Origin of the sequence: Nocardia suismassiliense (assembly GCF_900269665.1) — a bacterium.
Classification (GTDB): domain Bacteria; phylum Actinomycetota; class Actinomycetes; order Mycobacteriales; family Mycobacteriaceae; genus Nocardia; species Nocardia suismassiliense.
Map to the genome: position 1 here is coordinate 15,604 of NZ_LT985363.1, position 23,779 is coordinate 39,382.

Here is a 23,779-nt window from a genome sequence, read left to right on the forward strand (position 1 = left end):
ACAGTGATACCCCGCGTTCCGGAACCCGTTCGCACCACACCGAATCCGGCGGCCGCTGCGCGTTTGGCTGGGAAGTCTCGCGATGATGACGCGAGGCAGGTGCAGATGGCCTCCTTCGAGGTCATCTTGTGCTATCTGGACGAGCGGGCTGAGGACGCCCGGCGGTTCGTCGATGCCATCCGGGCTTGCCAGATAGGAACGAGCCGGTGGGGCATTGCCGTCGACGCGCAGATAGAGCTGCATCACCAGTTGATGGACAAAGCGGTGAAAGATACCGAGACGGCGCAACCATGGACCGATGTTGAGCTGATCCTCGGGCACCGCGCGACCGCTGAACAGGTGGCGCCGCCGGAGCTGACGGAGCAGGTGCTCGCCTCAGCCGAACGCTACGCGACGTTCGCCGCGGGCGACCGCCCGCCTCGCTACGAACCGCTGGACTTGGGACAGCGCGAGCTCGCCGCCAATCCCTTGCGTTATGACGACGTGAGCGAGCCCGACTTCTGGGCGAGTGTGGGGTTGACCATGTGGCTGACCCGTCAACCCGCCGTCGCGCAGCAGCCGGTATTGCTGCGCGAATTGTTGCTGACCAACACCAGATCGATGCAAGCCCTCGATGCCGGTGAAGAGCTGGTTGCGGTCAGTGACGACGAGGCGTGCAACCTGTTGCGCCTGGTGCTGGGCAAAGGCGTGCCAGCGCAGCCGACCAATGCCCCCCAGTTCATCGCGTTCTCTCTGGCGCGGCAATGGCTGACCGACCACGATGGTCGACCGAACTTCAAACAGCTCAAGCATCTACGCGCCCGCGTGCACGCTGAGCATGCCCGGCTGACCAGCGCGGGCCTGGGTGGACCTCTGACAGCGCCGGTCGAGGCATCCAACGCGATCAGCGGTGCCACACGTAGACGAGGTAAGCGGAAACGTAAGTGAGGCAGCAGGTTCCACAGAGAACCGCCCCGTGAGTCCGGACAGTCAGACTCATCGGGGCGGCTGGGGTTGCCAACGCCTGGTTCGGGCGTGGTACCGCGCTGTTGCCTGCTGTGCTGGTGCGTGGTGGCGGCACCGGGGTGGGCCGGGGCTATCCCGGATGCAGCATCGGTCAGGAATCTGTCACTGAGCGGTGTGTAGTGGCGCGGGGCTACCGGAAGGTCGTCTCGTCCCAGCCGGCGTAGGCCTTCCACGCTGCGATGTAGTCAGCGGCGAACATCGGCGCGCCGGTGAGGTGTGGTGTGTTGAAAGCCTCGATCAACAGCGGCGCGCCGTCGAACAGGGCTCTGTAGTGACCGATCAGCTCAGACGTCAATGCGCCTGCCAGCTGGGATGATACGAGCTGATGCGTGTTGTACCAGGTACCACGGGCCTCGATCCGGTCGAGCGCATAAGCCGCCGCCATCGACTCGAGCAGCCGCCGGGCCGCGGGATTCGTCGCCGCGGCGGCCTCCGTCAGCAGGGCGGTTGCCGCGAGGCGTTCAGCGGTTGCCGTCGCCAGTTTGATGGCCGCGCCGTCTCGGCCCAGCACAACGCCGGCGGCGTCGTATCGGCGGCCGCGCAGCGCCACGGCGATCGCTTCTTCGCGCTTGATCAGCAGTTTGAGGTACCACGGCAGCAACGCTGGCGTGTCGGGCAGTTGTAAGGCGGTCAGATCCAGCTGCGACTTTCCAGCAGTGACCTGCATGATTTGGTTCTCGCCCTCGGCGGTGATGATCGCCTCGAGGTTGTCGATCCAGTCGGCGATGTAATTCACCCGGAAGGCGGCCTGCGCTGCCGCGCGTCGACGCATGACGGTCAACACCTGTTCGGCGGCTTCGGATAGCAAGGGCTTCAGCAACATCGACCACAACGATTGCTCCGCGGCGGATCCGGTCGACTCCGCACGCATCTGGCGAACACGGCGGCCGAGCACGGTGGCGGCATAGGTCGCGGGCAAGGTGCTCACGAGGTCGAGTTGGACCGCGTCACGCTCGATCATCCGTTTGCCGCCGGGGCGGCGTTGCTGGGCGTAGTTGGCCAGTCCCGCGATGGCGGCTCGGGCGCTGGCAGTCGCCGCGGTTGCCAGGTCGAGGCGTCCGTTCCCCAGGACGCTGATCGCGGCATGAAAACGCCGTCGAGGCTCGAGAGCGCAGTGCAATTGGCCGTCATCGTTCATCCGGGCCCAATCGCCACCGAGCAGAGCCTCGCGCGGTAGTCGGATGCCGTCGAATCGGATCATCGCGTGATCCATTGGCGCGCCGGGCTTGTCGGGTAGTCGTACGATCTCGACACCGTCGGCCACCGCGCCGTCCGCTGCGCGAAGCCGCATCAGGAAGGGGAGCACACCTTCGTCGCGGCCGTCCACGATGAGCCGGGCGGTGACGACGACGATGCGGGGAGTCCGGCCGGCGACATTGGGCATCATCTTCGTGCTCTGCGCCGTCGGCGTTGTCAGCACGAAAGAACGCGTGGCGCCGTCCCAGGTGGCGCGAGTCTGCTGGTCGGCGCCGTTGGTGCCGCCGAGCTCGGTCAAGGCCAGCACCCCCAGCGCGGCGCCGGTGTCCAGCTCGGCCAAACATTGCTGCTGGTAATCGGATCCGTCACCGAGCGCGAGGATCGCGCCGATGGCAAGATCGAAATGACCGGTCAGCACGAGCAGTAGTCGTGGGGCCGCGACCTGGGCCCAGTCACACAGCGCGCCGCGCAGCCACGTGTCGGTGGCGATCTCACGCGCTGTGCGGCCGAGCCCGGCGATCACCGCTCGAAGCAGGCCGGGGGCCACCTCGGTTTGTTCACCGTAGGTTCGCCCGGAGGCCGGGCGATCGCCGAGGCCGACCACAACGTCGCGAACGTGGGCATACAGCGCCGAGTGCGGGCCGAAGACGACCTCCTGCAGCGCTTCGACAGTGGCGGATTCGGGTGCTGCCGAACGCAATTCGGCGGGAGGGTGGGCGGGAAAAACTGCGATGGGCCTGAGGCACCCTTCGAAACTGATCCAGAGAATCTCGACCCGGGACTGCCGACATTCGCGGACCCCCGGGTTTCACAGGCTCACAGTCCCCCCGGCCCACCTCGCTTTCTCTTTTCTCTTACGTTGAAATCGGCGGCGCCGCCGCAGGGAAGACGACTGGCAGCGCGACCAGCGACCGGTGAAAGCCGCCGGGGCGCCACTGCAGATCTTGTGCGGGCACCGCCAACCGCAGTTCCGGCACGGCGTCGAGAAGCTGGTCGATGGCATCCACCGCGATGCGATAGGCGGCTGAGCGGGCATGCTGGGGGCATTGATGCGGGCCGGCGCCCCAACCCAGGTTCCAGCCGTTGCGGGAGTAGTCGCCGGTGTTGATCTGCGGATCGTTGCTGCACGCGGCCATGCTCGTGATCACGGGCTGATCGGCGGGCAGCCACACGCCGGCGACCTGGATCGGCTGCAGCGGATAGGTGATGCAGTAGTTGGCCAGCGGTGGGTCCATGGCCAAGATCTCGTCCACCGCCGTACTGGTCGGGATGAACCCAGAACCGCTGCCGTCGAAACGGCTGTCGGTCAGAATAAGTACCAGCGTGTTGGTGATGAGGTTCTGCCCCGGTTCCATCCCCGCCGAGAAACATGTCACGAACTGGTGGATCAGCTCGTGGTCGGACAAGCCCGCCGCATGCTGGACCAGCCGGGTGGCGACATCGTCGCCGGGCTCGGCGCGTTTGAGCTTTACGAGCCTGAGGAACGCGTCGTCGAACATGGCGTTCACGGTCTCGGTGTCGGTCGAATCGAACAGCGCCGCGCTCGCCGCGGCGATGGCCGCGCCGATTTCTGGTGGGCACCCGAGTATTTCGTTGAGCACCATGAAAACAAGCGGCTGGATGTAGGTGGTGATCAGATCAGCGGTCCGCTCGGGTTCGGATCCGGTTGTCGGGAACGCGGCAACAAGCGACGCTGCTGCGCGCTCGACCATATCGTGCAGATCGTGCTGGTCCACGCCTTCGAGCGCATCGTTGGTGGCTTTCCGGTAGCGATGGTGCTCGACACCGTCGCTCCGCAACGCGTTGGGACGCCACTCCACCATTGGCAAGATCGGGCAGTCACTGCGAACCGAGGTTTGCCAGCGCCGAGGATCGGCCGAGAAGCGGTTGTTATTGTCCTGCAGAATTTCAATTGCCGTGTGGTAGCCGATGACCAAAGTCGCGGGGACTCCTGGATAGATCTCGACCGGGACCAGCGAGCCGTAACGCTGGCGCATCTCGCGATATGCGGCGTGCGGATCAGCGGCGAATTCCGCGCTGTAGAGCTTGACGCGGGAGTCCTGGGTGTCGCCCAAGGACCTGTTGGCGCTGGGGCGGGGTTGTGTGTCCTGAGGGAACGTCACAGAGGGTTCCTCCTCGAGGCAAGAAGCCAAGGTTGATGAAGTACCTCGCCTTCACGGCGACAGCACTCGACAGGCAAAGCAGAAGGGAGAGAGTTGAGTTGGACATTGGCCCGGTGGCCGATGCCGGCTACTGCGCGTAAGGGAAGCGTAGGAGACGGCGCGCCGTCGGCAGTAATCTCAGGTCCGCTGGGGAAGCGCTGAGTCCCGGCGAAATGTCTGCCCCGTGCAACCTTGTCACGTCGAACTCCCTGCTCATGCCCGTCAGTGGGGTGACAGGACAGACCGGTACGTCAAACATACTAATCCTCAGCATATTTCGATGGCAGCGTTTCTGCAGTGCAGCCCTCGGTCCAGCGGACCGCAAGTGAATGCTCGATCTGACTCGGTTTGCGTGTCCTGCGGCGAGCACCGGTGCTTCGATGAGGCGCGGGACAGTCCTGGGTCTCAGCGAACTCGCCGCAGGTGCGACGGGGTTTGGACATCCAGGCGAGGTGAGCGCGGGCGGCTGAGTGCTCGCGTTGAGGCGTTCGTTCGACGAGAACGTGGTCCGGCCCGATGCTTGTGGGCGATCCCGTGCCTGACGCTTCGTCGGCGGCCGGTGGCCGCCAGGGTATCGATCTCAACCCAGATGGCTACTGGTTTGCTGAGGTTCGCCCGTAACCGCCCCAGCGCAATCGAATTGAGCTGGACGTCGATGCCGATCCTGGCGTCTCGCGCCTACCGCTATACCTTTCCGCGCTTGCTTGGGCTCTAGGGTCCGGACCGCGCGGCTTCGGCGGTAGACCGTCGTTGCGATATTCGTGCTGACAGAAATCGACCGGGAATTGACAAGAATCGTGTAGAGCGCCAGCGGCGACGCGACTTAGTGTGCGAGAAACCGAAAGACCGTTCGATCCGGCCGACGAGGGAGCGATCTCCCGAACCCAATCGCGGCACCGGGTCACTACCGCGCGCGCTGTCGTACGGCAGCAGCACGATTGGAGGTCTGCCAGCCATGATGAATCGTCCTTGCGCCGATGCACTCGGCCACATAAGACGTCGGCGAACTGATCGCCGCGGTCGAGATGGCGGGCGTGGCCGCGCCGAGGCGGCTCGACCTGCGCTTGCCTGCACTGCGTCGGCTTGGCCTGTGGCGAGCGTTGCCCGCATGCAGCCACCGCACGTGTGGCGGCACCCGATGGGTGCTCGGGGACCTCTGGCTCAATCCCACCCGGACCGAGTCCAAACCTGACGAGATTCGTAGGTGATCAGGATGGAGCGTCACATCTCTGTCGAGTTCGGGATTGAGGGGCTGCCGATTCAGCACTATCGCGCCGAGGAGTCGGCGGCGGAGGCGTTCGCCGACGGCGTGCGGCGGCAGGGTCTCGCCAGCCGCATCGAGATCGATGATCGGGTTACACCCGCGCTGAAAGAGCTTCCCTACCAACGACTTTTCTGGTCCATGGGCAGATGGCAGAGAGATGAGGTGTAGCCGATGAGAACGATGCACCCGATGGGGGCCTACGCCCCGGTCGCTGGCTTGTTGGGGATGCACGACGGAGCCGACAAGACGTCAGGTGTACCAACCGGGCGGTGCGCGCTGTCCGAGATCGCGCGCTCGCCGGCGCAGTCGTCGACGTGGAAGAGCGGGCGATTCAAGCTATGGCCGCCAGGGACCACGAGGGATTGATCTCTGTGCTGGATCTCGTGATGCCGGAATGCCAGCACCGTGGTTGGCCTTATTGGGTGGAGGAATCGTGAACAACAGGATAATTATCGAGCCCTCGACCGAGCCTCTGAACGCCGCCCTCGGATCGATGATCCGGGATTTGCGAAAGTCTCGACGGTTGACGCAGGCGCAAGCTGCGTGCATTGCTCACGTCTCCGTGTCGGCGTTCTCGAAATGGGAGGAAGGCCAGCGGCGACCCTTGAAGGAAAACCTCGACAAGTTCTGCAAGGCCTTGGGTGCCGAAGATTGGCTCTACCGAAAGATGATGTCACTTGCCCAGGACCGGGTATTCCATGCAGAAACCGGGCTCTGGCCTCCGAAGATCACCGATGAAGATATTGAGGTGATCGAAGAGTTCCCTTTTCCTGCTCTGTATCGCAAGTTGCCCGAGCATGACATTATCTACGCTAACAAGGCTTGTCTCGACGTCTTTCCGATGTTCGCTCCGGCGCCGCTGAGCTCTCCACAGCCCGCGAACACGGTGGTGAGCCTCCTCACCGACGGAAGAGCACGGGCTACCTTTGTCGATTGGTATGCGGTCGCTCATCACTCCGTCTACATGTTGAAACTGTTGTCGCATGGGCTAATGACAGAGCGGCACAGCCAGATCGTGGCCGCGTCCGACAAAGCGCACGAATTCGACTACATGTGGAACAACGATCCACCTCCGTCGGTATTTCGTACCAACCGAATCAACGTCAGACGATTAGACGACCCGACAACCGTGGACCATTACACGATGCGCAGTTGGTGCCCAAACTATCCCTCCGGTGAATATGAGCTTGTTAGCACACCACCCGTCGGAGTCAAGGTTCTGTGATCCGACTTACCCGCGAGCCGTCCGACCCGGCTCCATTGCACTGCATTTAGGCACTTTGTCGACGCCGGTTCGGCACTCGGTCAGCCCTATTTACGAATCAACTCCACAGCATGAAGAGGCGTGTCCGGGCACGGCACTAATGCGCGAGCCGGTTCCTGACGCATGGATGTCTCGCGTTAGCGATGGCACACCGGTTGTGTGCCATCGGCTCTGTGGCATAGCGCCACGTTGATACGTTCCGCTCATACACACAGGTAGTGGGAGGTCGGCAGGAATGACGGTGCGCGACAAGGTGATTCTGCGGTCGCCGGATTCGGCGTGGAAACTCACCCGCGATCAACTCGACGCGTGGACCGACAAGCTCGCCAAGGGTTTTCGTTCGGCCGGTATCGGGTGCGGCGATGTCGTGGTCACCGATCTGCCCAACTCCCCCGCCGCCATCGTTACCCTGCACGCCTCGTGGGCGGTCGGTGCGACCGCCGCGCCGATGAATCCTCTCCTCACACCCAGAGAGAAGAAGGTCATCTGCGACGCGGTCCGGCCCAAGGTGATCATCACTTCGGCTGATTGGGCCACAGCGGGCGTGGTGGCCTGGCCGGACCCCTTCACGGCGCCGCCCGACATCGATAGAACCGAGCTGCAGCCGGTACCCGGCGACTGCCTCGTCGCCGAGCAGGATCGGCTGATTCTGTTCACCTCCGGAAGTACCGGCCGCCCGAAAGCCGTTGCCCTCACCGCAGACAATGTCGAAGCGGGGATCGCGGCAGTGACGACTCATTTCAAGCTGTCCGAGGAGGATCGCACCGTAGGACTGCTGCCCTGGTCACATGGTCACGGCCTTTTCGCGGTGATGCTGTCCACCTTGCGCACCGGCGGCACGATCGTGCTGGCGAAACCGCGCGAGACGGCACGGCCGCGTCAACTGCTGGCTCAGGCGCGTCCGACCTGGATGACGTTGGTGCCGCCGCAGGTGGCGATGATGACCGAAGCGTTCGAGGCCGCAGGCACCCGGGCCGAGAACATGCGGTTCGTGCGGACCGCGTCCGCCTCGCTTCCACACGCACTGGCCGAGCGCGCTGAACGAGTGTTCGGATCTCCCCTCATTGAGTGCCTTGGACTGACCGAGACCAGCCACCAGATGGCCGCCAACCCCGTGGGATGGGATCGGGTCATCGGCTCGGTCGGGACGCCGACCGGTATGGCAGTCCGGCTGGCAGGTGAGAACATCCTCGGCGGAGGCGAGCTGGAAGTCCGCGGACGAGCGCTGTTCCGCGCCTACTTGGGCGACCCCGAGGCGACGACGGCTGCGATGACCGAGGACGGATGGTTCCGTACCCGCGATGTCGCCACCATCGGCGAAGGCGGGCGAATTCGCATCGTCGGCCGGCTCAGCGAAATCATCAATCAGGGCGGCCACAAGGTCTCACCGCCAGAAGTCGAGGCGGTGCTCGTACAGCATCCCGACGTTGCCGGAGCGCTGGTGACCGGAATACCGCACCCCACGCTCGGGCAACAGGTCGCCGCGGCGGTACGGCTACGCGAGGGCGCCACCGCGGGCACGAAAGACCTCATCGGCTACTGCCGAGCCCATCTGGCCGACTACAAGGTTCCCAGCCGCATGATGCTGGTCAAAAGTCTTCCGCAACTCCCCAATGCCAAACCTTCGCGACGGCTCGCGGCGGAGCTGTTCGAGGCCAACCGATGACCGACCATGTCCGACCGATCGCTGAAGCGCTGCGCGAGATATGGGGTGAGACCTTCGGCGGTGAAGTCCCGGACACCGCCACGCTGTTCGATCTCGGCGGCACATCGCTGCATGCTCTGCAGATCGCTGGTCACATCCAGGCCCGGTGGGGTGTCACCGTGGCGACATCAACTGTCTTCGAGCAGGACTTCACCGGGCTGGTCGACGAACTCGTCGAGCGCGTGCATTCCCCTCACGCCGGCGAGGCTGCCGCAGTCACGCTGGTCGGGAATGTCGCGCCCCTGTCGTATGCGCAACGACGACTGTGGTTCGTCCACCAACTCGGGCCGCACGAGCCGGACTACAACATCGGCGCCGCCTTCCGCATCAGCGGTCCGCTCGACGTGGCGCTGCTCAGCGCAGCATTCGATCGGTTGCTCACACGCCACCGAATCCTGCGCACAATCATCGACGACGAGCACGGTGAACCCGTGCAGCGCGTACAGCCCGCAACTCCGGTTCATCTTGTGCCTGAACCGATCTCGGACTCCGAGATCGCGGCAACGGTACGACAGGAGATCCGTGCACCGTTCGATCTGAGCCGCGGCCCGCTGTATCGAGTCCGCCTGTTGATGACGCTGGATGGCAGATACATCCTGGTGCTGACCCTGCACCACCTCGTGACCGATCACCAGACCAACGTGTTGCTCCTGGAGGAGCTCAGCCGCCACTACCGCGACCTACGAAACGGCGTCGATCTCGAAAGCGCCACGCGTCCTGACTACCTCGACTACGCGGCAACCACGACGACCAACCCGGCGCACACCGACGCGGACCTCGCCTGGTGGCTCGATGCCCTAGGTGACGGAATCGCGCCGATCGACCTCGGGTCAACATCCGGGCCGGCCGGGGAGACGTGCCGTGCTCGCGCCGAGGTCTCGGCTGCGATGACCGCAGAGCTGACAGCACTTGGCACTCGCTACGGTGCCACGCTGTTCATGACCTTGTTCGCGGTCTGGCAATGCGTTCTGACACGCGTGTCGGGGCAACAGCGGGGCACCGTCACCGTTCCGGTGTCCGGACGCACCCAGCCCGGAGAGCAACACCTCATGGGCCCGGTCCTCAACCCCCTGCCAGTCCCCTTCGCCATCGATCCCGGCCAGAAGTTCACCGACCAGCTGATGCGAGTGCGCGACACCGTGCTGGGCGTGGTTGCCCATCACCAACTGCCCGTCGAGGAACTGGTGGCAGCGATCGATACCTCTGGCCGCGCCGATGATGCGAGCCGATCCCTTGCGGCGCTGAAGTTCACCGTCGAGGACGGTGAGCCGACATTGGCTCTCGATGGTGTCGACGTCGAGGCGCTCGAAGTGCACAGCGGTGTCGGCCGTTTCGATCTCGGCGTCGAGGTCACGCGGCACACTGACACCCTCACGATCAATGTGTCGTGGCGCCGTGGCCGGCACAGCGACGCGGATGCGACCGGCCTCCTCGGCGTCTACCTACGGCTGCTGGCCGCCGTGGTGCAGGCCCCGGAGACCGCCGTCGCAGATTTCGATCTTGTTGGCGAGGCGGAGCGGCGGCGTTTGCTCGGCCTCGGCCGGGGGCCGAGTATGCCTGCGGCGCCGCTGGTTCCACATCTGGTCGCACAGTGGTGCCGGGCGACGCCTGCACAGCTCGCCGTCGCTGACGACCGCGTCTGGTTCAGCTACGGCGATCTGGATCGCATCAGCGGGCAACTCGCCAGCGCGTTGCAGCAGGCCGGGGTCCGGCACGGCGATCGGGTTGCGGTCGTACTCCCACCCTCGGCGTGGTTTTCGCTCGCCGCGGCAGGAGTGTGGCGACTCGGCGCAGCGTTCGTGCCGATGGACCCGGGCTGGCCTCAGCAGCGACTGTCGATGGTGCTGGCAGACTGCAATGCCGCCGCGGCGATCGGAATCGGCACGGCCACGCTCCCGGCCGACTGGCACGGACCGCACATCGACATCAACGCCCTTCCGGAGGCGACGATTGCTCGTCCTGCGCCGCTCGTCGGGCTCGACACCGCGTACGTGATCTACACCTCCGGAACCACCGGCACTCCGAAAGGTGTTGCCGTGTCGCATCATTCGCTGGCTAACATCACCGGGTGGTATCGGCGGCGCTTTGATGTCGTCGCCAGTGACCGGCTCTCGCAGGTGTTCGCTCCGAGTTTCGATCCGTCGTTGCTCGACACCTGGGGCGCACTCAGCGCTGGTGCGGCGCTACACGTGGCCTCTGTCGAGGTGCGCCGTGACGCAGGAATGCTGTGCGCGTGGCTGCGAGATCGGCACATCAGCCTCGCCGGGCTCCCGACCGGGCTGGCCGAGGCGCTGCTCGAGGTGCCCGAAGCTCGCGAACTCCCGTTGCGGGCGATGTTGATCGGCGGGGACCGCTTGCAATGGTGTCGGCCTGATGCGGTGCCCTACCAGGTCGTCAACGTGTACGGCCCGACCGAAACCACGATCTGGTCGACCAGCGCGACCGTACACCAGCGCCGCGATCACCGCCCGCCGCCGATCGGCGTACCCGTCGACAACACCGCGGCCTACATCCTCGATCACCGGCTGCGTCAGGTTCCGATCGGCACCATCGGTGATCTCTACCTCGCTGGCGACGGCGTCGCGCTCGGCTACCTCGGAAGGCCCGCGCTCACCGCCGAGCACTTCGTGCCCGACCCGTTCACTGGTGGGCGCATGTATCGCACCGGCGATCTCGCTCGTCACCTACGTGACGGACACCTGGAGTTCCTGGGCCGGGGTGATGACCAGGTCAAGATCCGGGGCCACCGCATCGAACTGCAGGAGATCGAGGCGGTGCTACGCACCCACCCCGCCGTCCGCCAGGCCGTCGCCGCGGTCCGCGCGCAACGCCTGGTCGGCTACGTCGTCACCGACCTCTCCGACCTCACCGAGGTGGTCGGGCACGCCCGCACCCGGCTGCCGGCGTATGCGGTACCGGATGCTGTCGTAGCCATGGACGCATTGCCGCTCACCGCGAACGGCAAGTTCGATCGAACCCGCCTGCCGGATCCGCGGTCCGAACACTCCCCTGTCGGCGCACCGGGCACCGCGTTGGAGCGGGCTCTTCGTGGCATCTGGTCTGAACTGCTCGAACGCGACGAATCCGAGATCGGTACGCGGGAAAGCTTTTTCGGGCTAGGCGGGCACTCTCTAATGGCCATCAGTGCCGCGGTCGCCGTGCGCACCGTACTCGGCGTGCACCTGTCCGTTCAGGCCCTTCTCGCCAACCCCACCATCGAGGAACTCGCGCGATACATCGAGTCGGCTACACCGCGAATCATCAACCCCGCCAACGTCTCCTAGAAAGAAGGATCAAAATGGACGCACCCGCACGGTTGCGGCAACTCATCGCTGCCTCCGGGATGATCCAGGCACCTGGCGCCTACGATGGCATCAGCGCTCGCCTCGTTGCCCAAGCCGGTTTCCCGGCCGTCTACGCGACCGGATTCGGCGCGGCGGCAAGCGCATTGGGGATGCCTGATGTCGGCTTGATGACCATGGATGAGATGGTGCGTCATGCCGCCGCGATGGTCGAGGCCATTCCCGCCACCCCCATCATCGCTGACGCAGACACCGGCTACGGAGGTCCGACCAATGTGCGCCGGACGGTGCGTGAGTATCAACGTGCGGGTGTCGCGGGCATCCATCTCGAGGACCAGGTGTGGCCCAAACGATGCGGCCACCTCGCGGGCAAGAAGGTCATCGACCGCGCGGAGGCGGTGAACAAGGTGCGAGCGGCGGTCGACGCCCGCGACAACGACGACTTCGTCATCATCGCCCGCACCGACGCCAACAGTGTGCTGGGTTTCGACGAAGCCCTGCGCCGGGCGGATGCCTTCCGCGAGGCCGGTGCCGACATGATCCTGATCGAAGCCCCCCGGTCCGAGACCGAACTGGCTGAAATCAGCGCCCGCTATCGCGGCACTCCGCTGGTGTTCAACTGGATTGATTCCGGACGAATGTGTCTGCCGCCGCTGCCCGAGATCGAACGCCTCGGATTCAAGGTGGTCCTGTACTCGGTCGCCACGCTCTTCGCCGCCACTCACCAGGTCACCGCGATACTCAAGCATCTGTTTGCGGGATCTGACCTTCGCGATTTCCTCGGGCAGGACAGCTTCGACGGGTTCATCGACCGCGTCGGGATGGCTGAACTACAGCAGTGGGAACAGAAATACGAGACACCCCAAGTGTCGTGACCTCCACTGCCGCCATCGCCGCCGGTTCTGCGCCATCGGTGGCTCCTCGAGCGCTCGGTCGAAGTCGATGGGTCATCCTCGGCATCGGCGTCGGCGCACAGGCGTCGTTCACCTCACTCGCGCAGGGGCTGCCCTCGGTTGGCCCCTTGCTGCAGCAGCACTGGCAGCTCACGCTGCTGCAGACCGGGGCCGTGTTGACCGCAGTGTCCTTGGGTGCGTCGGCGGCGATGTTCGGTTGGGGAGTTGTGGCCGATCGTGTCGGCGAACGCCTCGTCCTGGCCATCGGCCTGACCGGCGCTGCCGCAGCAACCAGTGCCGCAGCGTTCGCGCCGAGCTACCTCCCGATGATGGGATGGTTGATCGTGGCCGGTAGCTGCGGCGGATGTGTTAGCGCTGCGACCGGGCGCGCGGTGATGAGAGCGTTCGCGGTCGGACAACGTGGCCTCGCCCTCGGCATTCGGCAAACAGCCCCGACACTGGGCGCGGCGGCCGGCGCCGCCGCGCTGCCACCGCTCGCGATGATCTACGGCATCAAGACCGCGCTGCTCGTGCTCGCCGCGGGCATGCTCACCGGTGCAGTACTCGGCGCAGCCGGGTTACCGGGAAAGAGCACCGAACGCACCTCGAGCACCAGCGGCCTGCTGGTGCTCGCAAATCGGCACCTGTGGTGGCTGTGCGCGGCTGCCGCGTGCGGAGTCACCGCGCAAACCACTCTCGTGGTGTACCTCGTGCAATACCTCGTCCAGGTCCGCCACGTCGACCTGCGGCAGGCCGCGATCGCCCTGACGGTGTGCCAGCTGCTCGGTGCCGGTGCTCGCATCGCGGCGGGAAGGTGGACAGACCACCTGGGATCGCGCACTCTTGCGATCCGCACGCTGACCCTGTTCACCGTGGTCGGACTCGTCGCACTGGCCACGTTCCTGCGCGGGCCCGCGATCATTGTCTATCCGCTCGGTCTCATCACGGTCGTTACCGCCGCCAGCACCTACGGCCTCTACATCACCGCCGGGTGTGAAATCGCGGGGATCGTCCATGCCGGCTCGGCGACAGGACTGCTCAACTCCGTGATGTACGGCTCGGGAGCCATCGCACCAATCGGGATCGGCGCAGTCATCAGTGCCACCAACTGGCAGTTCGGGCTCGTCGCCCTGGCGGCACTCACCGGCTTCGGCTGGTTGGTGGCCCTGCCGCTTTCCGCGCGGGAGGCCCGCGGTTGGCCGCCGCCCTCGCCGCGGCCTCGCGGATCCGGCCACGACGCGACGAAAGGTTGTGTCGCGACCGGCCTCGCTAAAGCGCCGATGTGACCGATCGTTATGGGGCGGAGCCGGTTTCGGATTCTGCTGACGGGCCGAGGTCGGTGAGCGAATCGCCCGAGGCGGGAGGCTCTGCACGATGGGGACTGTCGCGGCGCCCTGTCGTGATGTACCCGGATGCCGCAGCATTCACAGCCTCGATAACGCCGGCGAGCTCGGGCCCGGATCTCGGTTCGGCGGTGGGGGTGCCCGTGGTGCGGGTATGGCTGTGGTGTCCTGCAGCGGGGTGCACGGCTGCCAGCTCGGAGGTAGCGGTAGCCCGGCCGTCACGATCGGTGCGATCAACGGCGAGGTCGTGGAACAGTTCGATCAAGGGAGCGGCGTCGAATCTCTTTCCTTCAGTCATCGACAGCGCGCAAGCTTGATTCCAGGTGACGGAATCGGTTGCACTGTAGTCGATCTCGAACGACGCACCGCGGGTGATGCTGGCCAAGAACAGTCTGCTCGCGCGTCCGTTGCCTTCACGAAACGGGTGTGCCGCGTTCAGATGGGTGAAGCAGCGCCCCGCTTCGACGGCGAACCGGCCGCGCTCGAAGCGGTGCCACGGTAGGTCGCGGAAGGTCTCGCAGATCGATTCCACCAGGCTGACCAAGACTCTGACTGGCGCGAACCTTGCTCCGGATGGGCCTTTGTCCAACTCCACTGTGCGGTACTGCCCCGCCCATTCATAGATCGCGTCGAAGAGGTGGCCGTGGATGGCGCGCAATTCCGCACCGTCGCCCGTGCGAGGGATCTGTAGCCGGCCCGTTTCCAGTTCAAGTGCTCGTTTGGCCGTTTCCGCGAACTCCCGCTCCCGCAGCTCGTCGGGATCGCGGATGCCGAACTTGTTGCGCAGCACCCCACCGGAGCCTTCGACCGTCGGCCACAGATAGGCCAACCATTCCGGTGGTCCCTCGAGGTCTTCCATCGCGATCACTCGTCCGGACGGCTGCGCTGCCGGGCCCATGCCTCCGCACGTGCATCGTAGTCCGCCTCGGTGATTCGCCCGGTCTGCCAGTCGATGAGGTTCGCGGCGAACGTGCGATCCGGGGCCAGCCCCTCGAGGCTGTGGCCGACCAGCACCGAGACAATCGCCTTGCGCGCCTGCGCATCCAGCGCTTCGAACAGATCTGGGAACTGGCTTTCCCACGTTGACATCGGTGCGCTCGTCATCAAGATCTCCTCCCCACTCGAGCCTAACCCTTCGAAACACCCCCACCCACGGTGTGCCCCCCAGCCAGGGTGAACAGCCCCACAACCGCGCCCTCGCCGGCCATAGCCTCACAGCACGCCCACCAGCCGGGCGTATCGGGTAGCCACGAAATCCTCTGGGAGGCAAGCACTATGAGCGGTCGCGCGCCTGACTATGCTGTCGTGCACCCGGATGGGCGCATCGAGTACGGGTACCGGAACCGATTGCCGCTGCTGCTCGAAGTGCAGCACCGCCTCGCCTCCGCTGTGGGTGTCGAGAGACTGCCGCTCGACCAGGTCCGCGACTACATGCTCACCACCCCGATACCAAACCTGTGGGTCATCAACGTGCACCGCCCCGAGCTACCGGCGAACCCTCTGGCCACAGCGATCCTGCGCCACCTCGACCCCGAGCCCTACACGCTCGATCAGGACTGGCGTGGCCCGATCACCTTGATCACCATCCCAAACCTGGAACACCCCTCCTCGAAACTCCCCCGTGCGGTGCACGAACTGCTCACCGCATGGCAAGACCACATCCAAGCCGCCAACATCAGCCCAGAGGCGCTGGCTCATGTCGACTCCCTCATCGATGCCCAGCTCGCTGCCGGTGACCTCAACTGGAGCACCGCCTCGCCCGAGGAGCAACAGCACCTGCTCGACACACCAGGCAACGCCTCCCGCGCAGCACGGGCCACCGCCTCAACCACCGTGACGGTCGACGCGAGCGACCTGTCGGAGGCACAGGATCCGATCGCGCTGGCCACCTACCTCGCGGCAAACGGGTGGCACCACACCACCATGGCTCACATCGGTGATGGTCAGACCGCATTCTGGCGCGCTGGCACCGTTCCCGAGCAGATCGTTGCCCTCGCCTTCGCCGAGCCAGGGCCCCAGGTCGACGAGGTACACGCACACGTCATCGACGAACTCGCCGCCTCCGAAGGCCGCGACCGCGACCACATCGTGGCCGACATCCTCGCCACCGCCAGCCGTCCACTCACCCCCGCAGCCGCCCTGCCCGGTGCCGGCCTGTCCATGCTCGAAACACGCATGCGCGTGGACTACCTGGAATATCACGAACATCGGCGCAGCGAGGATTCCCGACGCCTGAGCCGCGCCTGGGAGATCGAACAGCAGTGGCTGACCGAGCACGGCGAGCAGTGGGCCGCGCAGTGGCGGGCGTTGCGTCAGATCACGATGGGCTGGCAACAGCGACCGGAAATGATGGCGCAATTGCACGCGGGGCTGACCGCCTACGCCGGTGCCTCCGATCCGATCATGATCCGGCACCACGAGCAGGCCGCGACGCTCGTTGGTCGCCGTAACGACCTCCTCACCACCACTGACGCCACCGCTCAGATCGTCGCCGACACCGCAGCCATTGCCGAAACAGCCTCAACCGCAGTCGATCTCAGTACCCCCACCGATCCGAATGAACAGCTGATCGTGGCAATGCTCAGCTACGTCCCGCCCGCGAGCCTCCGGGAAGCCGGCGAAGCCGAAGCTTTCACCACGATCGACGCGGCCAAAGAGTGGGCCGAGACACTGCTGGGCGAAGATGTCAGCCGTCACGGTTCCGGCTGGGACTTCCGTGTCGAACTCGCCCACATCACGCGCGCGGACTGGGATACAGACACCTGGGAGGTTGTTAGCCATCGACTGGCATATGCCCTCTGGGATTCCAGCACCGACGCCATCACCTGGCACACCGGCGACCCCGACACCGCGCACCTGGCGCCCAGCGCCGAAACCATCCTGCTCGGAGCACCCGGCCATCCCCGCGCCCCCCACGACTGGGACCGGCCGCCGATCGTGTTTACCCTGCGCTACGGCGCCGGAGGCGACCTCGAGGTCGGGCACACCACCGAATTAGCCCTCACCACTACCGACCCGAACGAGCTGCACATTCATCTGCCCGATCTCGCCGAGCAGCTCGCCGCGCAAGAAACCTCCGACAACCCCGCCGGCGCACTCGGGATCCGCCTCGATACCCACACCACCCCCGACGGCGAAAACACCACAGCCGCGGACCAATCCATCGAGGTCAGTTGGTGCGTCATAGCCGACGCCGACGGGACGGTATTTCACGGCCTGCACTATCGCGACGATCCCGGTCACATCCATCCCGCCGACAACGACGGCCGGCTCACCGACTTGGTCGACACGCTCATCAGCTGCGCCGCCCACCTCGACGACATCTACGACCGCGGCGATCCCGAGGACACCGTCGCAGCCGACAGCGCCGCCCTCGCAGCGATCGCGCGAACCCGGCCCGCGATCGGACCCACCACTGCGCATCCGACAACAGAGCCCGAAATCTTTCCGCCCACAACCGAAACCGTCGACGCCACCGCAGGACCCGATCTTTGACCACCCCTTCCCAGAGCTGTGCGGTCCGCCCACGACGCGGTTGCGCAGACCCGGCCTCCGACCCGACCGATGTTCACCAGGACTGCACATGACCCGCGAAATCCTCATCAGACCGCTCGACTCGACCCCAGGCATGCGCGCGGTAGCTGGCTATGACTATGACAATCGCACCTTCTATGCCCTGCTCACCCATTGCCCGGACGAATCGGGCAGGGAGCGGCGACTCATCGATACCGGCCGCGGCTACGAAGCCTCCCCCCACGCCGCTGATGTGATCGCCGCGATCAACGAGCACATGGCCACCGATCCCGCGCTCATCACGCTGCTCTACGAATTTCCCTCTCAACCTCCCTATTCCGGTCCCGCTTGCGATTTGAACGCACTCGTTCGTGCCCGCGCTCGCGCTCCCGAGGGTGCCTACACCAGCACATTCCCCATGGACTGGCATCGTCAACTCGAAATCGACTGGCGCCAGTCAAGTGCCGCGCGAGCCTTCGACGAACAACGCATGCGTGCCGCGGCTGGGGCTGACCCGCAGGGCCCGGCCCGCGAGTTCGTGAACAAGATGTTCATCCAGATCGCCGCCGCGAATCACGCCCGCTACTACTCCTATCACCAAGACGCCGCAGAGTTGTGTAGTGCGTTGAAAGACAACCAGATTCGCGTCGCGCTGGAGGCAAATGCCGACGAGCTGTCAACCGCTGAGTTCTGGCATCGGACCGCGCCGGTGCTTACCGGTGAGGCTCGCGCGCAGGCGTTGTTCTACATCGGGCTCTACGCCTCCGAGGCAGGACACCACGGCCACGCCGAGCAAGCATTTCGCGTGGCCATCGCGAACGCCGACCACGAGCTGGCCTCGATGCTGCTGGCCAGCCCCCGGCGAGAACGCAGTGCGATTGTCGCCGACTTTATCCGGTACGGCCGACAGACAGCCGCTCAGCTCGGCTGCGAGCTCGGCGTGGCGGTACCCGCGGGCACCAATATGCACTCATTCGCCTCCGGCTATCTCGCCAATAGCCTCGACGCCGGGCACCGCATCGTTCTACGTCGGCGCGCGGTCCCCATCGAGGGCGTCCAGCCGCAGCACAGGCAATACGTGGCGGTTCGAGACCCCGGCGGTGAGGTCAGTGCCTGCTTGGTCCGGTATCGGCGCGAGCGCGACTTCAACAGCCAGCAGTCACGGATATGGATCAGCTACCAATTCGAGTCCGCGAAGACGAGCGTCGATCATGTCCCCCGCGAGGTACTCAACGCACTGACACACACGACTGACCCGCAGAAACTCGTGTGGCGTGCGCTCGCCAACGCTGAGCTCGCCGGACAACGAACTGACGAACCGATGGACCTCGACGCCATCAGCGCCGCAGCGACATGCCAACCCTGCGCCGCCAGCATGCACCGGACCGAGTCGATCACCTCCCTACCGTCCGATCCCGCACCGGCGGCGACGGTCAACGAAGCCGCCGACGTGGCGACAACGCCGTAACCCAACGAATTCGGCGCAGCAGCAGGCACCGCACCAGAACGGAATCCGAGGATGACCAGCCCTGATCACGATCCCACCAGCGCACCAACCTCATGGGACAACGTGCAGCCCGGCGATTGGATAGCGACGGGATGGGGAGCCCGCCATCGAGTCCGTGAGGTCACAGACCGTTACGTCACAGTGGTATCCCATCCCTCCTCCGGCGCCGGAGGACGAGCCCTCAAGACTCAGACTGATCTGAACGCCACCGAAACACTCAAATGCCCTGCCTGCGAACGCATCACAGGCTTAGGCCCCGCGCGCAGCAGCATCACCGGGGAAGTTCGCCGAACCCCGGAAGGCTGGACCGCGGTGCGGGTCAGCGACGATTACAACCGCCGCTGGCAGTTCATCGGCACCATCCCAGCGGGACCTGGTCGATGGCACGGGACCGCGGTGGACTGGTTCATGGATCCTGCCGTTCTCACGGCCACCATTCCTGGCACTGCCGCCGCCACCGCCCTGTCGATTGGCAGTGCTGACCTCGAAGTCCCGCCCGCGACGGCGCCGACCGGTCTCGTGGCGATCCCCGCCCGGCCAGGGCGCGGATTCGCCGGCGGCGAGGTCCGTCGCACCCCAGAGGGCTGGATCGCTGTCCATATCGGCGTAGAACGCCTATCCCCCTGGGTACTAGTCGGAGACCGACCCAGCAGCGGCGAACGTCGGCACGCCTTCCGTCTCGGCTGCGCCAGCGAAAAGGTCATGGCCGACGCCGAAACCCTTGGCGCCCTTCCCCACACCCCTGCCGCCGCCGCACACCTCATAACATCGTTCGACCCGGCACTGGCTCGTGCCAACTACATCACCGTCATCGATACCCCTGACGCTGACGTGATCGCACGCTGGCTCGATGAGCACCACAAACCCGATCGGCTGCAACGACGCGAAGGTGGACGCGACCGGTTGGCCGCCGAAATCGTCGATGAAGTGCGCACCAGCGGGTACACGATGATCTCGTGCCACGAAGCGCGCAGCGGCGAGATCGAGTACCTCACCAGCGACACCACCCGGCTACCCAGCTGGGCGGCCCAACGCCTCCACCCTGCCGTTTTCAATCCGCCGCACGAGGTTGTATCGATCGGTGCCCCGGCAGCCGCGACCCCCCAGGACACCCTCGAGGCGCTCACCGCGGTCGTTCCACACCCCGGACCCACAATGCCGACCGACGCTGCCGACTCCGAAGTCGCAGTCGGTGAGACCATTGCTACTGCGCCAACTGTCGATACCGGCGCAGGACTTTAACCACAACGCCAGATCGCCTCTGTCCCACAGTGGTAGGCGGTCGGGGCCGCTGGGAGCGATGGATGTATCAGTTCGTCGGCCTGTCGATCTCTACACAGCACGTGAGGTTCGGACGCTGTCGTATGCCCTATCGTGCCGATGCTGGAGACAGCATCGGCGGGTGAGCGCGCGTTGCGTGAATCGCGTAACGCTGCACGCCACGATTCGCGCGGGCGGACGTCCTCGAAAATGGCCGTGCCCCGGGCGGCGTGCTGAGCAGAGGCGGACCCGGGGCGTACGAGATGAGGATAGCCGCAGATCCGAGATGCGTGACAGTCGGATTGAGCTGGGCGAGTGTGGATTCCGCGACCAAGCCATGAGCCTGATGGTGTAGTCAGGGGCAGGGGCCTACACGGTGACTGGCGCTGGATCGGGCTCTGGCTGCCTCGCGGCATCTGCTCCCGCAGCCGTCTCGGCTGGCGGCTCGGCGACGGTCACAGACGACTGCGTTTGCCGCGGAGCGGGTGTGGCAGCAGCGGCAGCCCCGAGACCTTCGAGATCGAGGGTTCGCGCGGCCGACGGAATCAGCCAGTCCCCACCAGCGTCATCAGCAGTTCTGCGCCGCCGTGCCCGGCTGTGATGCCAGTGCTGTTGTGCCTGCACCAGTTCCGTGGTCGTCATGGCCGCAAGCCACGGCCACCGCCGCGCTTGAGCCTGGACCACTCCGATAGTGGCGACAGCATCACCGGCCGCTTGGTGAGGGTTGGGGTGGTCCACTCCGTACCTTTGACAAGTGCTCATCAAGGACAGCGACCGTTTGCCCCCACCGCCGAGGACCACCAGCCCCTTCCTTCCTGCAATGTTGCCGACTTCGAGCTTGGTCTGGGTTTCCCGATTCCGGATACCGCGGCCTATGCGGCGCTCGACGGCGAAGCCGTCAATGACTGGACCACGTACCTCGAACCCGGGAAGGGCCGAGGCGAGAATCCCAAAGTCGAAGCGGCCGTTGAACACCGCTACTGTATAGCCCTGGGCCCAGCACTGGTACAACTCGTCAGCCACCTCTGCGGCCACCTCCTTCAGCGGCCGGCCAGACGCTGCGATCTCATCGGTAATTCCGTGTATCGATGACGCTTCGGCCGGGATCGGAATGCCGGGATTCGCAAGCCACTCCCGGATGAGGTCGCCAGTACCGCCGCGGGCCACGCACGCCGAGACCATTCGATCCGAGCCGACCCGCACCCCGGTCGTCTCCAGGTCGAAACCAGCGATCGGCCGCTGCATCCACAGGTCACGACCCACAGGCTCGGTGCCGAAATACATAGTGGCGCTCACCAATCCGATCGTCTTCACACCCACTGACTTTCTGCGGCTGGGCCCTGTTGCAGTGTCGTGCGATCTTGTTGTCACTGAACAGGAGAACGCATTGCCGGCGCGCGGTGGCATCGATGTCTCACTGCCAGTCCGGATCACGCCGCGCCAGTCCGGGTCGCTGAAGCCGTGCACTGTTTCGATACCTGAAAGGCAGAGGCGATGAACGACTTCGATAGCACCAACCGTCGCTGGTTTCCTGACCAGGCTGTGGCGGGCATGAGTGTTGCGGACCACGGTCGGCCTGCGGATCGGGCTGGACGAGGGCGCATTCCCAGACCTCGATCGTGTGGCCGCGGCATGGCGACCATTGGTGACCTACCAACTGTGCGAGAGCCCACCCCGGCGGCATCGACGCGGTCATAGCGTGCAAGAAACGCCGTCGCACTATCGGCAGCGGCGCACGAGGAAGGACATACCATGGCAGCCGTTCCACGACCTCGTGCGCTACGCACCACGGTTGTCATCGACTACCAAAACGTGCACATGACCGCATACGACGTATTCAGTCGCTTCAGTCGCTCGGATCGCTTGGGGCTCTCGCGTAGCGAGACACGTATTCGACCGATTCTGTTCGCGCAAAGGCTCATCGATCGTCGCAATGAACGCCAACGGAGCGCCGGTTTCCCGTTGGCTCGCTTAGAGCAGGTAAAGGTGTTCCGTGGGTTGCCCAGCGAGGAATTCGATGAGCGCGGCTTTCGATGTGGTCTCGCCGAGCAGCAGGCGTGGATGCGTGACGATCCGCGGGTGGAGGTCCAGTGCCGAGAACTCCGATACACCCTGCTCCGTGACCGATCCACAAAACGCGTAGGAACCGAGGCACAGCCTCAGGTGATCGGTGCCCGCGAAAAGGGTATCGACGTGCTGTGTGCGCTGGCTGTGACCGAAGCCAGCTACGACCCGAGGGTTGACCTGATCCTCGTTGCCAGCCACGACCGCGACCTCGAGCCGGCCATCGAGTCCGTGCAGCGCAGCCGAAGGGCCTTGATCGAGGGGTTCCAATGGTGGGCCGAGACGCCGGGGCCGAAGTTGCGCAGCGAGCTGGGCACCTTTTGGGTAACCCGTCTCGATGAAAGCGACTTTCGCGCGGTCCGGGAAACTCGCGACCGGCTTACGATGACGGACCCTGTGGCCGTCGATGGGCTCACCGAAGCTCTTGTAGGACATCAGGTTCGCGCGGACGTCAGTCCGTGCACGCGCGGCTTGTCTGCACCTCTCCCCGCCGCTGTCGCGGAGACGGTCCACGACGCCGGTGCTGCTGTCCAATAACGGATCTTGTTCACGATCGCCTGAGCGGCGCCGAGAGACCGACCTGGTCATGCCGGCCGCGCCTCGGTCGGTGATCGCGATTACATATTCCCCCACGCGGAGATCCGAAGATTACCGCAGCGCCTCACATCACGTTTTGTTTATGGGATTGATTCCGAGATTTCTGCTAGGCTGAGCGTGCAGGGCGAACAGGCACGCGGAACGTCTTCTTACGCAGCGCTATTCGCCTCTTCGACTGTCTCCCCTCACTCGACGACCCACGGCCGCTGTCCGACCCGTCCCCGCTCCCGCTCCCGCCCTCGTCGAAGGCCGCTCTGCCCTTCTGCGAGCATCCTCAACACAGACAAGGATCTTCTATGCCCATCGACAACCGTGACGCTGTCTTGCGCGACCCTCAAATCCTGGTACTGCCGCTGGTCGAGGCACGCGAGATTTTCGAGGCCACCGGAAAGTCATGGCCTCCGCCGGAAGCACGGACGGCCTTTCGCGAAGTCACCGTCCGTGATCGCCGCGCAGAACCCTGGTGGGCGGGGTTGTTTCGCCAACCTCGTGCGGTCGCCACCGTGCTGATTCAGCAGGAATGCCAGCACCCTGGTTGCCACACACCACGGGGGGACCTGTTCTGGGATGGCCCCGTACAGGTTTGGACCAATCCATGCGGGCACGTCGATCGCCCCGAGCACATGATCATAGAATCGCTGCTGCTCGAAATCGCCTACGCCAACCAGCTGCTCACCGAAGACGGCACCGCACGATGACCACG

General features: G+C 65.1%; 17 protein-coding genes. 12 read left to right on the forward strand and 5 right to left on the reverse strand.

The features are described 5' to 3' along the window. Positions 1–105 precede the first annotated feature (105 nt). A complete protein-coding gene (locus tag DBO33_RS41540; protein WP_107661139.1) occupies positions 106–927 on the forward strand; it encodes a hypothetical protein in 822 nt (273 codons plus the stop codon). Positions 928–1,135: 208 nt separating this feature from the next. Here DBO33_RS41540 and DBO33_RS41545 read toward each other — a convergent pair whose 3' ends face one another. Continuing rightward, the gene (locus DBO33_RS41545) at positions 1,136–2,902 is read right to left on the reverse strand and encodes an acyl-CoA dehydrogenase family protein (RefSeq protein WP_107661140.1); all 1,767 of its coding nucleotides are present in this window, start codon (positions 2,900–2,902) and stop codon (positions 1,136–1,138) included. A 154-nt stretch (positions 2,903–3,056) separates the two neighbouring features. Continuing rightward, the gene (locus tag DBO33_RS41550; protein ID WP_234391484.1) at positions 3,057–4,325 is read right to left on the reverse strand and encodes a cytochrome P450; all 1,269 of its coding nucleotides are present in this window, start codon (positions 4,323–4,325) and stop codon (positions 3,057–3,059) included. A 1,252-nt stretch (positions 4,326–5,577) separates the two neighbouring features. Between DBO33_RS41550 and DBO33_RS41555 the strand changes: the two genes are divergently transcribed. The 6 genes from DBO33_RS41555 to DBO33_RS41580 all read left to right on the forward strand — a co-directional run bounded on the left by DBO33_RS41555 (position 5,578) and on the right by DBO33_RS41580 (position 14,078). Beyond that, positions 5,578–5,796 carry a hypothetical protein gene (locus tag DBO33_RS41555; protein ID WP_159080803.1) on the forward strand — a complete coding sequence of 73 codons (219 nt, stop codon included), beginning with the start codon at positions 5,578–5,580 and terminating at the stop codon, positions 5,794–5,796. 265 nt (positions 5,797–6,061) lie between these two features. Beyond that, on the forward strand, positions 6,062–6,853 hold the full coding sequence (locus DBO33_RS41560; RefSeq protein WP_159080804.1) for a helix-turn-helix domain-containing protein: 792 nt from the start codon (positions 6,062–6,064) through the stop codon (positions 6,851–6,853). 274 nt (positions 6,854–7,127) lie between these two features. Further along, entirely contained in the window at positions 7,128–8,558 is a 1,431-nt protein-coding gene (locus DBO33_RS41565) for an AMP-binding protein (RefSeq protein ID WP_107661143.1), read from the forward strand. After that, the gene (locus DBO33_RS41570; protein WP_107661144.1) at positions 8,555–11,881 is read left to right on the forward strand and encodes a non-ribosomal peptide synthetase; all 3,327 of its coding nucleotides are present in this window, start codon (positions 8,555–8,557) and stop codon (positions 11,879–11,881) included. Before DBO33_RS41565 ends, DBO33_RS41570 begins: the two co-directional genes overlap by 4 nt. Before the next feature lie 14 nt (positions 11,882–11,895). Further along, entirely contained in the window at positions 11,896–12,774 is an 879-nt protein-coding gene (locus tag DBO33_RS41575; protein WP_107661145.1) for an isocitrate lyase/PEP mutase family protein, read from the forward strand. Further along, positions 12,771–14,078: an MFS transporter gene (locus DBO33_RS41580; protein ID WP_159080805.1), complete on the forward strand. Its 1,308-nt coding sequence runs from the start codon at positions 12,771–12,773 to the stop codon at positions 14,076–14,078. The genes DBO33_RS41575 and DBO33_RS41580 overlap by 4 nt, the downstream gene beginning before the upstream one ends. Positions 14,079–14,085: 7 nt before the next feature. Here DBO33_RS41580 and DBO33_RS41585 read toward each other — a convergent pair whose 3' ends face one another. After that, on the reverse strand, positions 14,086–14,925 hold the full coding sequence (locus tag DBO33_RS41585; protein WP_159080806.1) for a Fic/DOC family protein: 840 nt from the start codon (positions 14,923–14,925) through the stop codon (positions 14,086–14,088). 74 nt (positions 14,926–14,999) lie between these two features. Next, positions 15,000–15,239, reverse strand: coding sequence for an antitoxin VbhA family protein (locus DBO33_RS41590; RefSeq protein ID WP_107661148.1), 240 nt, complete (start codon positions 15,237–15,239; stop codon positions 15,000–15,002). Between the two features lie 201 nt (positions 15,240–15,440). Between DBO33_RS41590 and DBO33_RS41595 the strand changes: the two genes are divergently transcribed. The 3 genes from DBO33_RS41595 (at position 15,441) to DBO33_RS41605 (ending at position 20,397) form a co-directional block, all read left to right on the forward strand. Continuing rightward, positions 15,441–17,630 carry a hypothetical protein gene (locus tag DBO33_RS41595; RefSeq protein WP_159080807.1) on the forward strand — a complete coding sequence of 730 codons (2,190 nt, stop codon included), beginning with the start codon at positions 15,441–15,443 and terminating at the stop codon, positions 17,628–17,630. 88 nt (positions 17,631–17,718) lie between these two features. Beyond that, positions 17,719–19,116 (forward strand): DUF4192 family protein, encoded by a 1,398-nt coding sequence (locus DBO33_RS41600; RefSeq protein ID WP_107661150.1) that lies wholly within the window; start codon positions 17,719–17,721, stop codon positions 19,114–19,116. A 351-nt stretch (positions 19,117–19,467) separates the two neighbouring features. After that, a complete protein-coding gene (locus DBO33_RS41605) occupies positions 19,468–20,397 on the forward strand; it encodes a hypothetical protein (protein WP_107661151.1) in 930 nt (309 codons plus the stop codon). A gap of 387 nt (positions 20,398–20,784) precedes the next feature. Here DBO33_RS41605 and DBO33_RS41610 read toward each other — a convergent pair whose 3' ends face one another. After that, on the reverse strand, positions 20,785–21,729 hold the full coding sequence (locus tag DBO33_RS41610; RefSeq protein ID WP_159080808.1) for a 3'-5' exonuclease family protein: 945 nt from the start codon (positions 21,727–21,729) through the stop codon (positions 20,785–20,787). 438 nt (positions 21,730–22,167) lie between these two features. On the opposite strand from DBO33_RS41610, the gene DBO33_RS41615 reads away from it, so the two are divergent. Further along, on the forward strand, positions 22,168–23,016 hold the full coding sequence (locus DBO33_RS41615; RefSeq protein ID WP_107661153.1) for a PIN domain-containing protein: 849 nt from the start codon (positions 22,168–22,170) through the stop codon (positions 23,014–23,016). A 356-nt stretch (positions 23,017–23,372) separates the two neighbouring features. After that, positions 23,373–23,774 carry a hypothetical protein gene (locus DBO33_RS41620; protein WP_107661154.1) on the forward strand — a complete coding sequence of 134 codons (402 nt, stop codon included), beginning with the start codon at positions 23,373–23,375 and terminating at the stop codon, positions 23,772–23,774. Positions 23,775–23,779: the final 5 nt, after the last annotated feature.

Excerpts from the sequence above, each read along its gene's own strand:
- DBO33_RS41600 (WP_107661150.1), top strand. The coding sequence starts at position 17,719 with ATGACCCGCGAAATCCTCATCAGACCGCTCGACTCGACCCCAGGCATG.
- DBO33_RS41575 (WP_107661145.1), top strand. The coding sequence starts at position 11,896 with ATGGACGCACCCGCACGGTTGCGGCAACTCATCGCTGCCTCCGGGATG.
- DBO33_RS41620 (WP_107661154.1), top strand. The coding sequence starts at position 23,373 with ATGCCCATCGACAACCGTGACGCTGTCTTGCGCGACCCTCAAATCCTG.
- DBO33_RS41615 (WP_107661153.1), top strand. The coding sequence starts at position 22,168 with ATGGCAGCCGTTCCACGACCTCGTGCGCTACGCACCACGGTTGTCATC.
- DBO33_RS41565 (WP_107661143.1), top strand. The coding sequence starts at position 7,128 with ATGACGGTGCGCGACAAGGTGATTCTGCGGTCGCCGGATTCGGCGTGG.
- DBO33_RS41570 (WP_107661144.1), top strand. The coding sequence starts at position 8,555 with ATGACCGACCATGTCCGACCGATCGCTGAAGCGCTGCGCGAGATATGG.
- DBO33_RS41590 (WP_107661148.1), bottom strand. The coding sequence starts at position 15,239 with ATGACGAGCGCACCGATGTCAACGTGGGAAAGCCAGTTCCCAGATCTG.
- DBO33_RS41555 (WP_159080803.1), top strand. The coding sequence starts at position 5,578 with ATGGAGCGTCACATCTCTGTCGAGTTCGGGATTGAGGGGCTGCCGATT.
- DBO33_RS41540 (WP_107661139.1), top strand. The coding sequence starts at position 106 with ATGGCCTCCTTCGAGGTCATCTTGTGCTATCTGGACGAGCGGGCTGAG.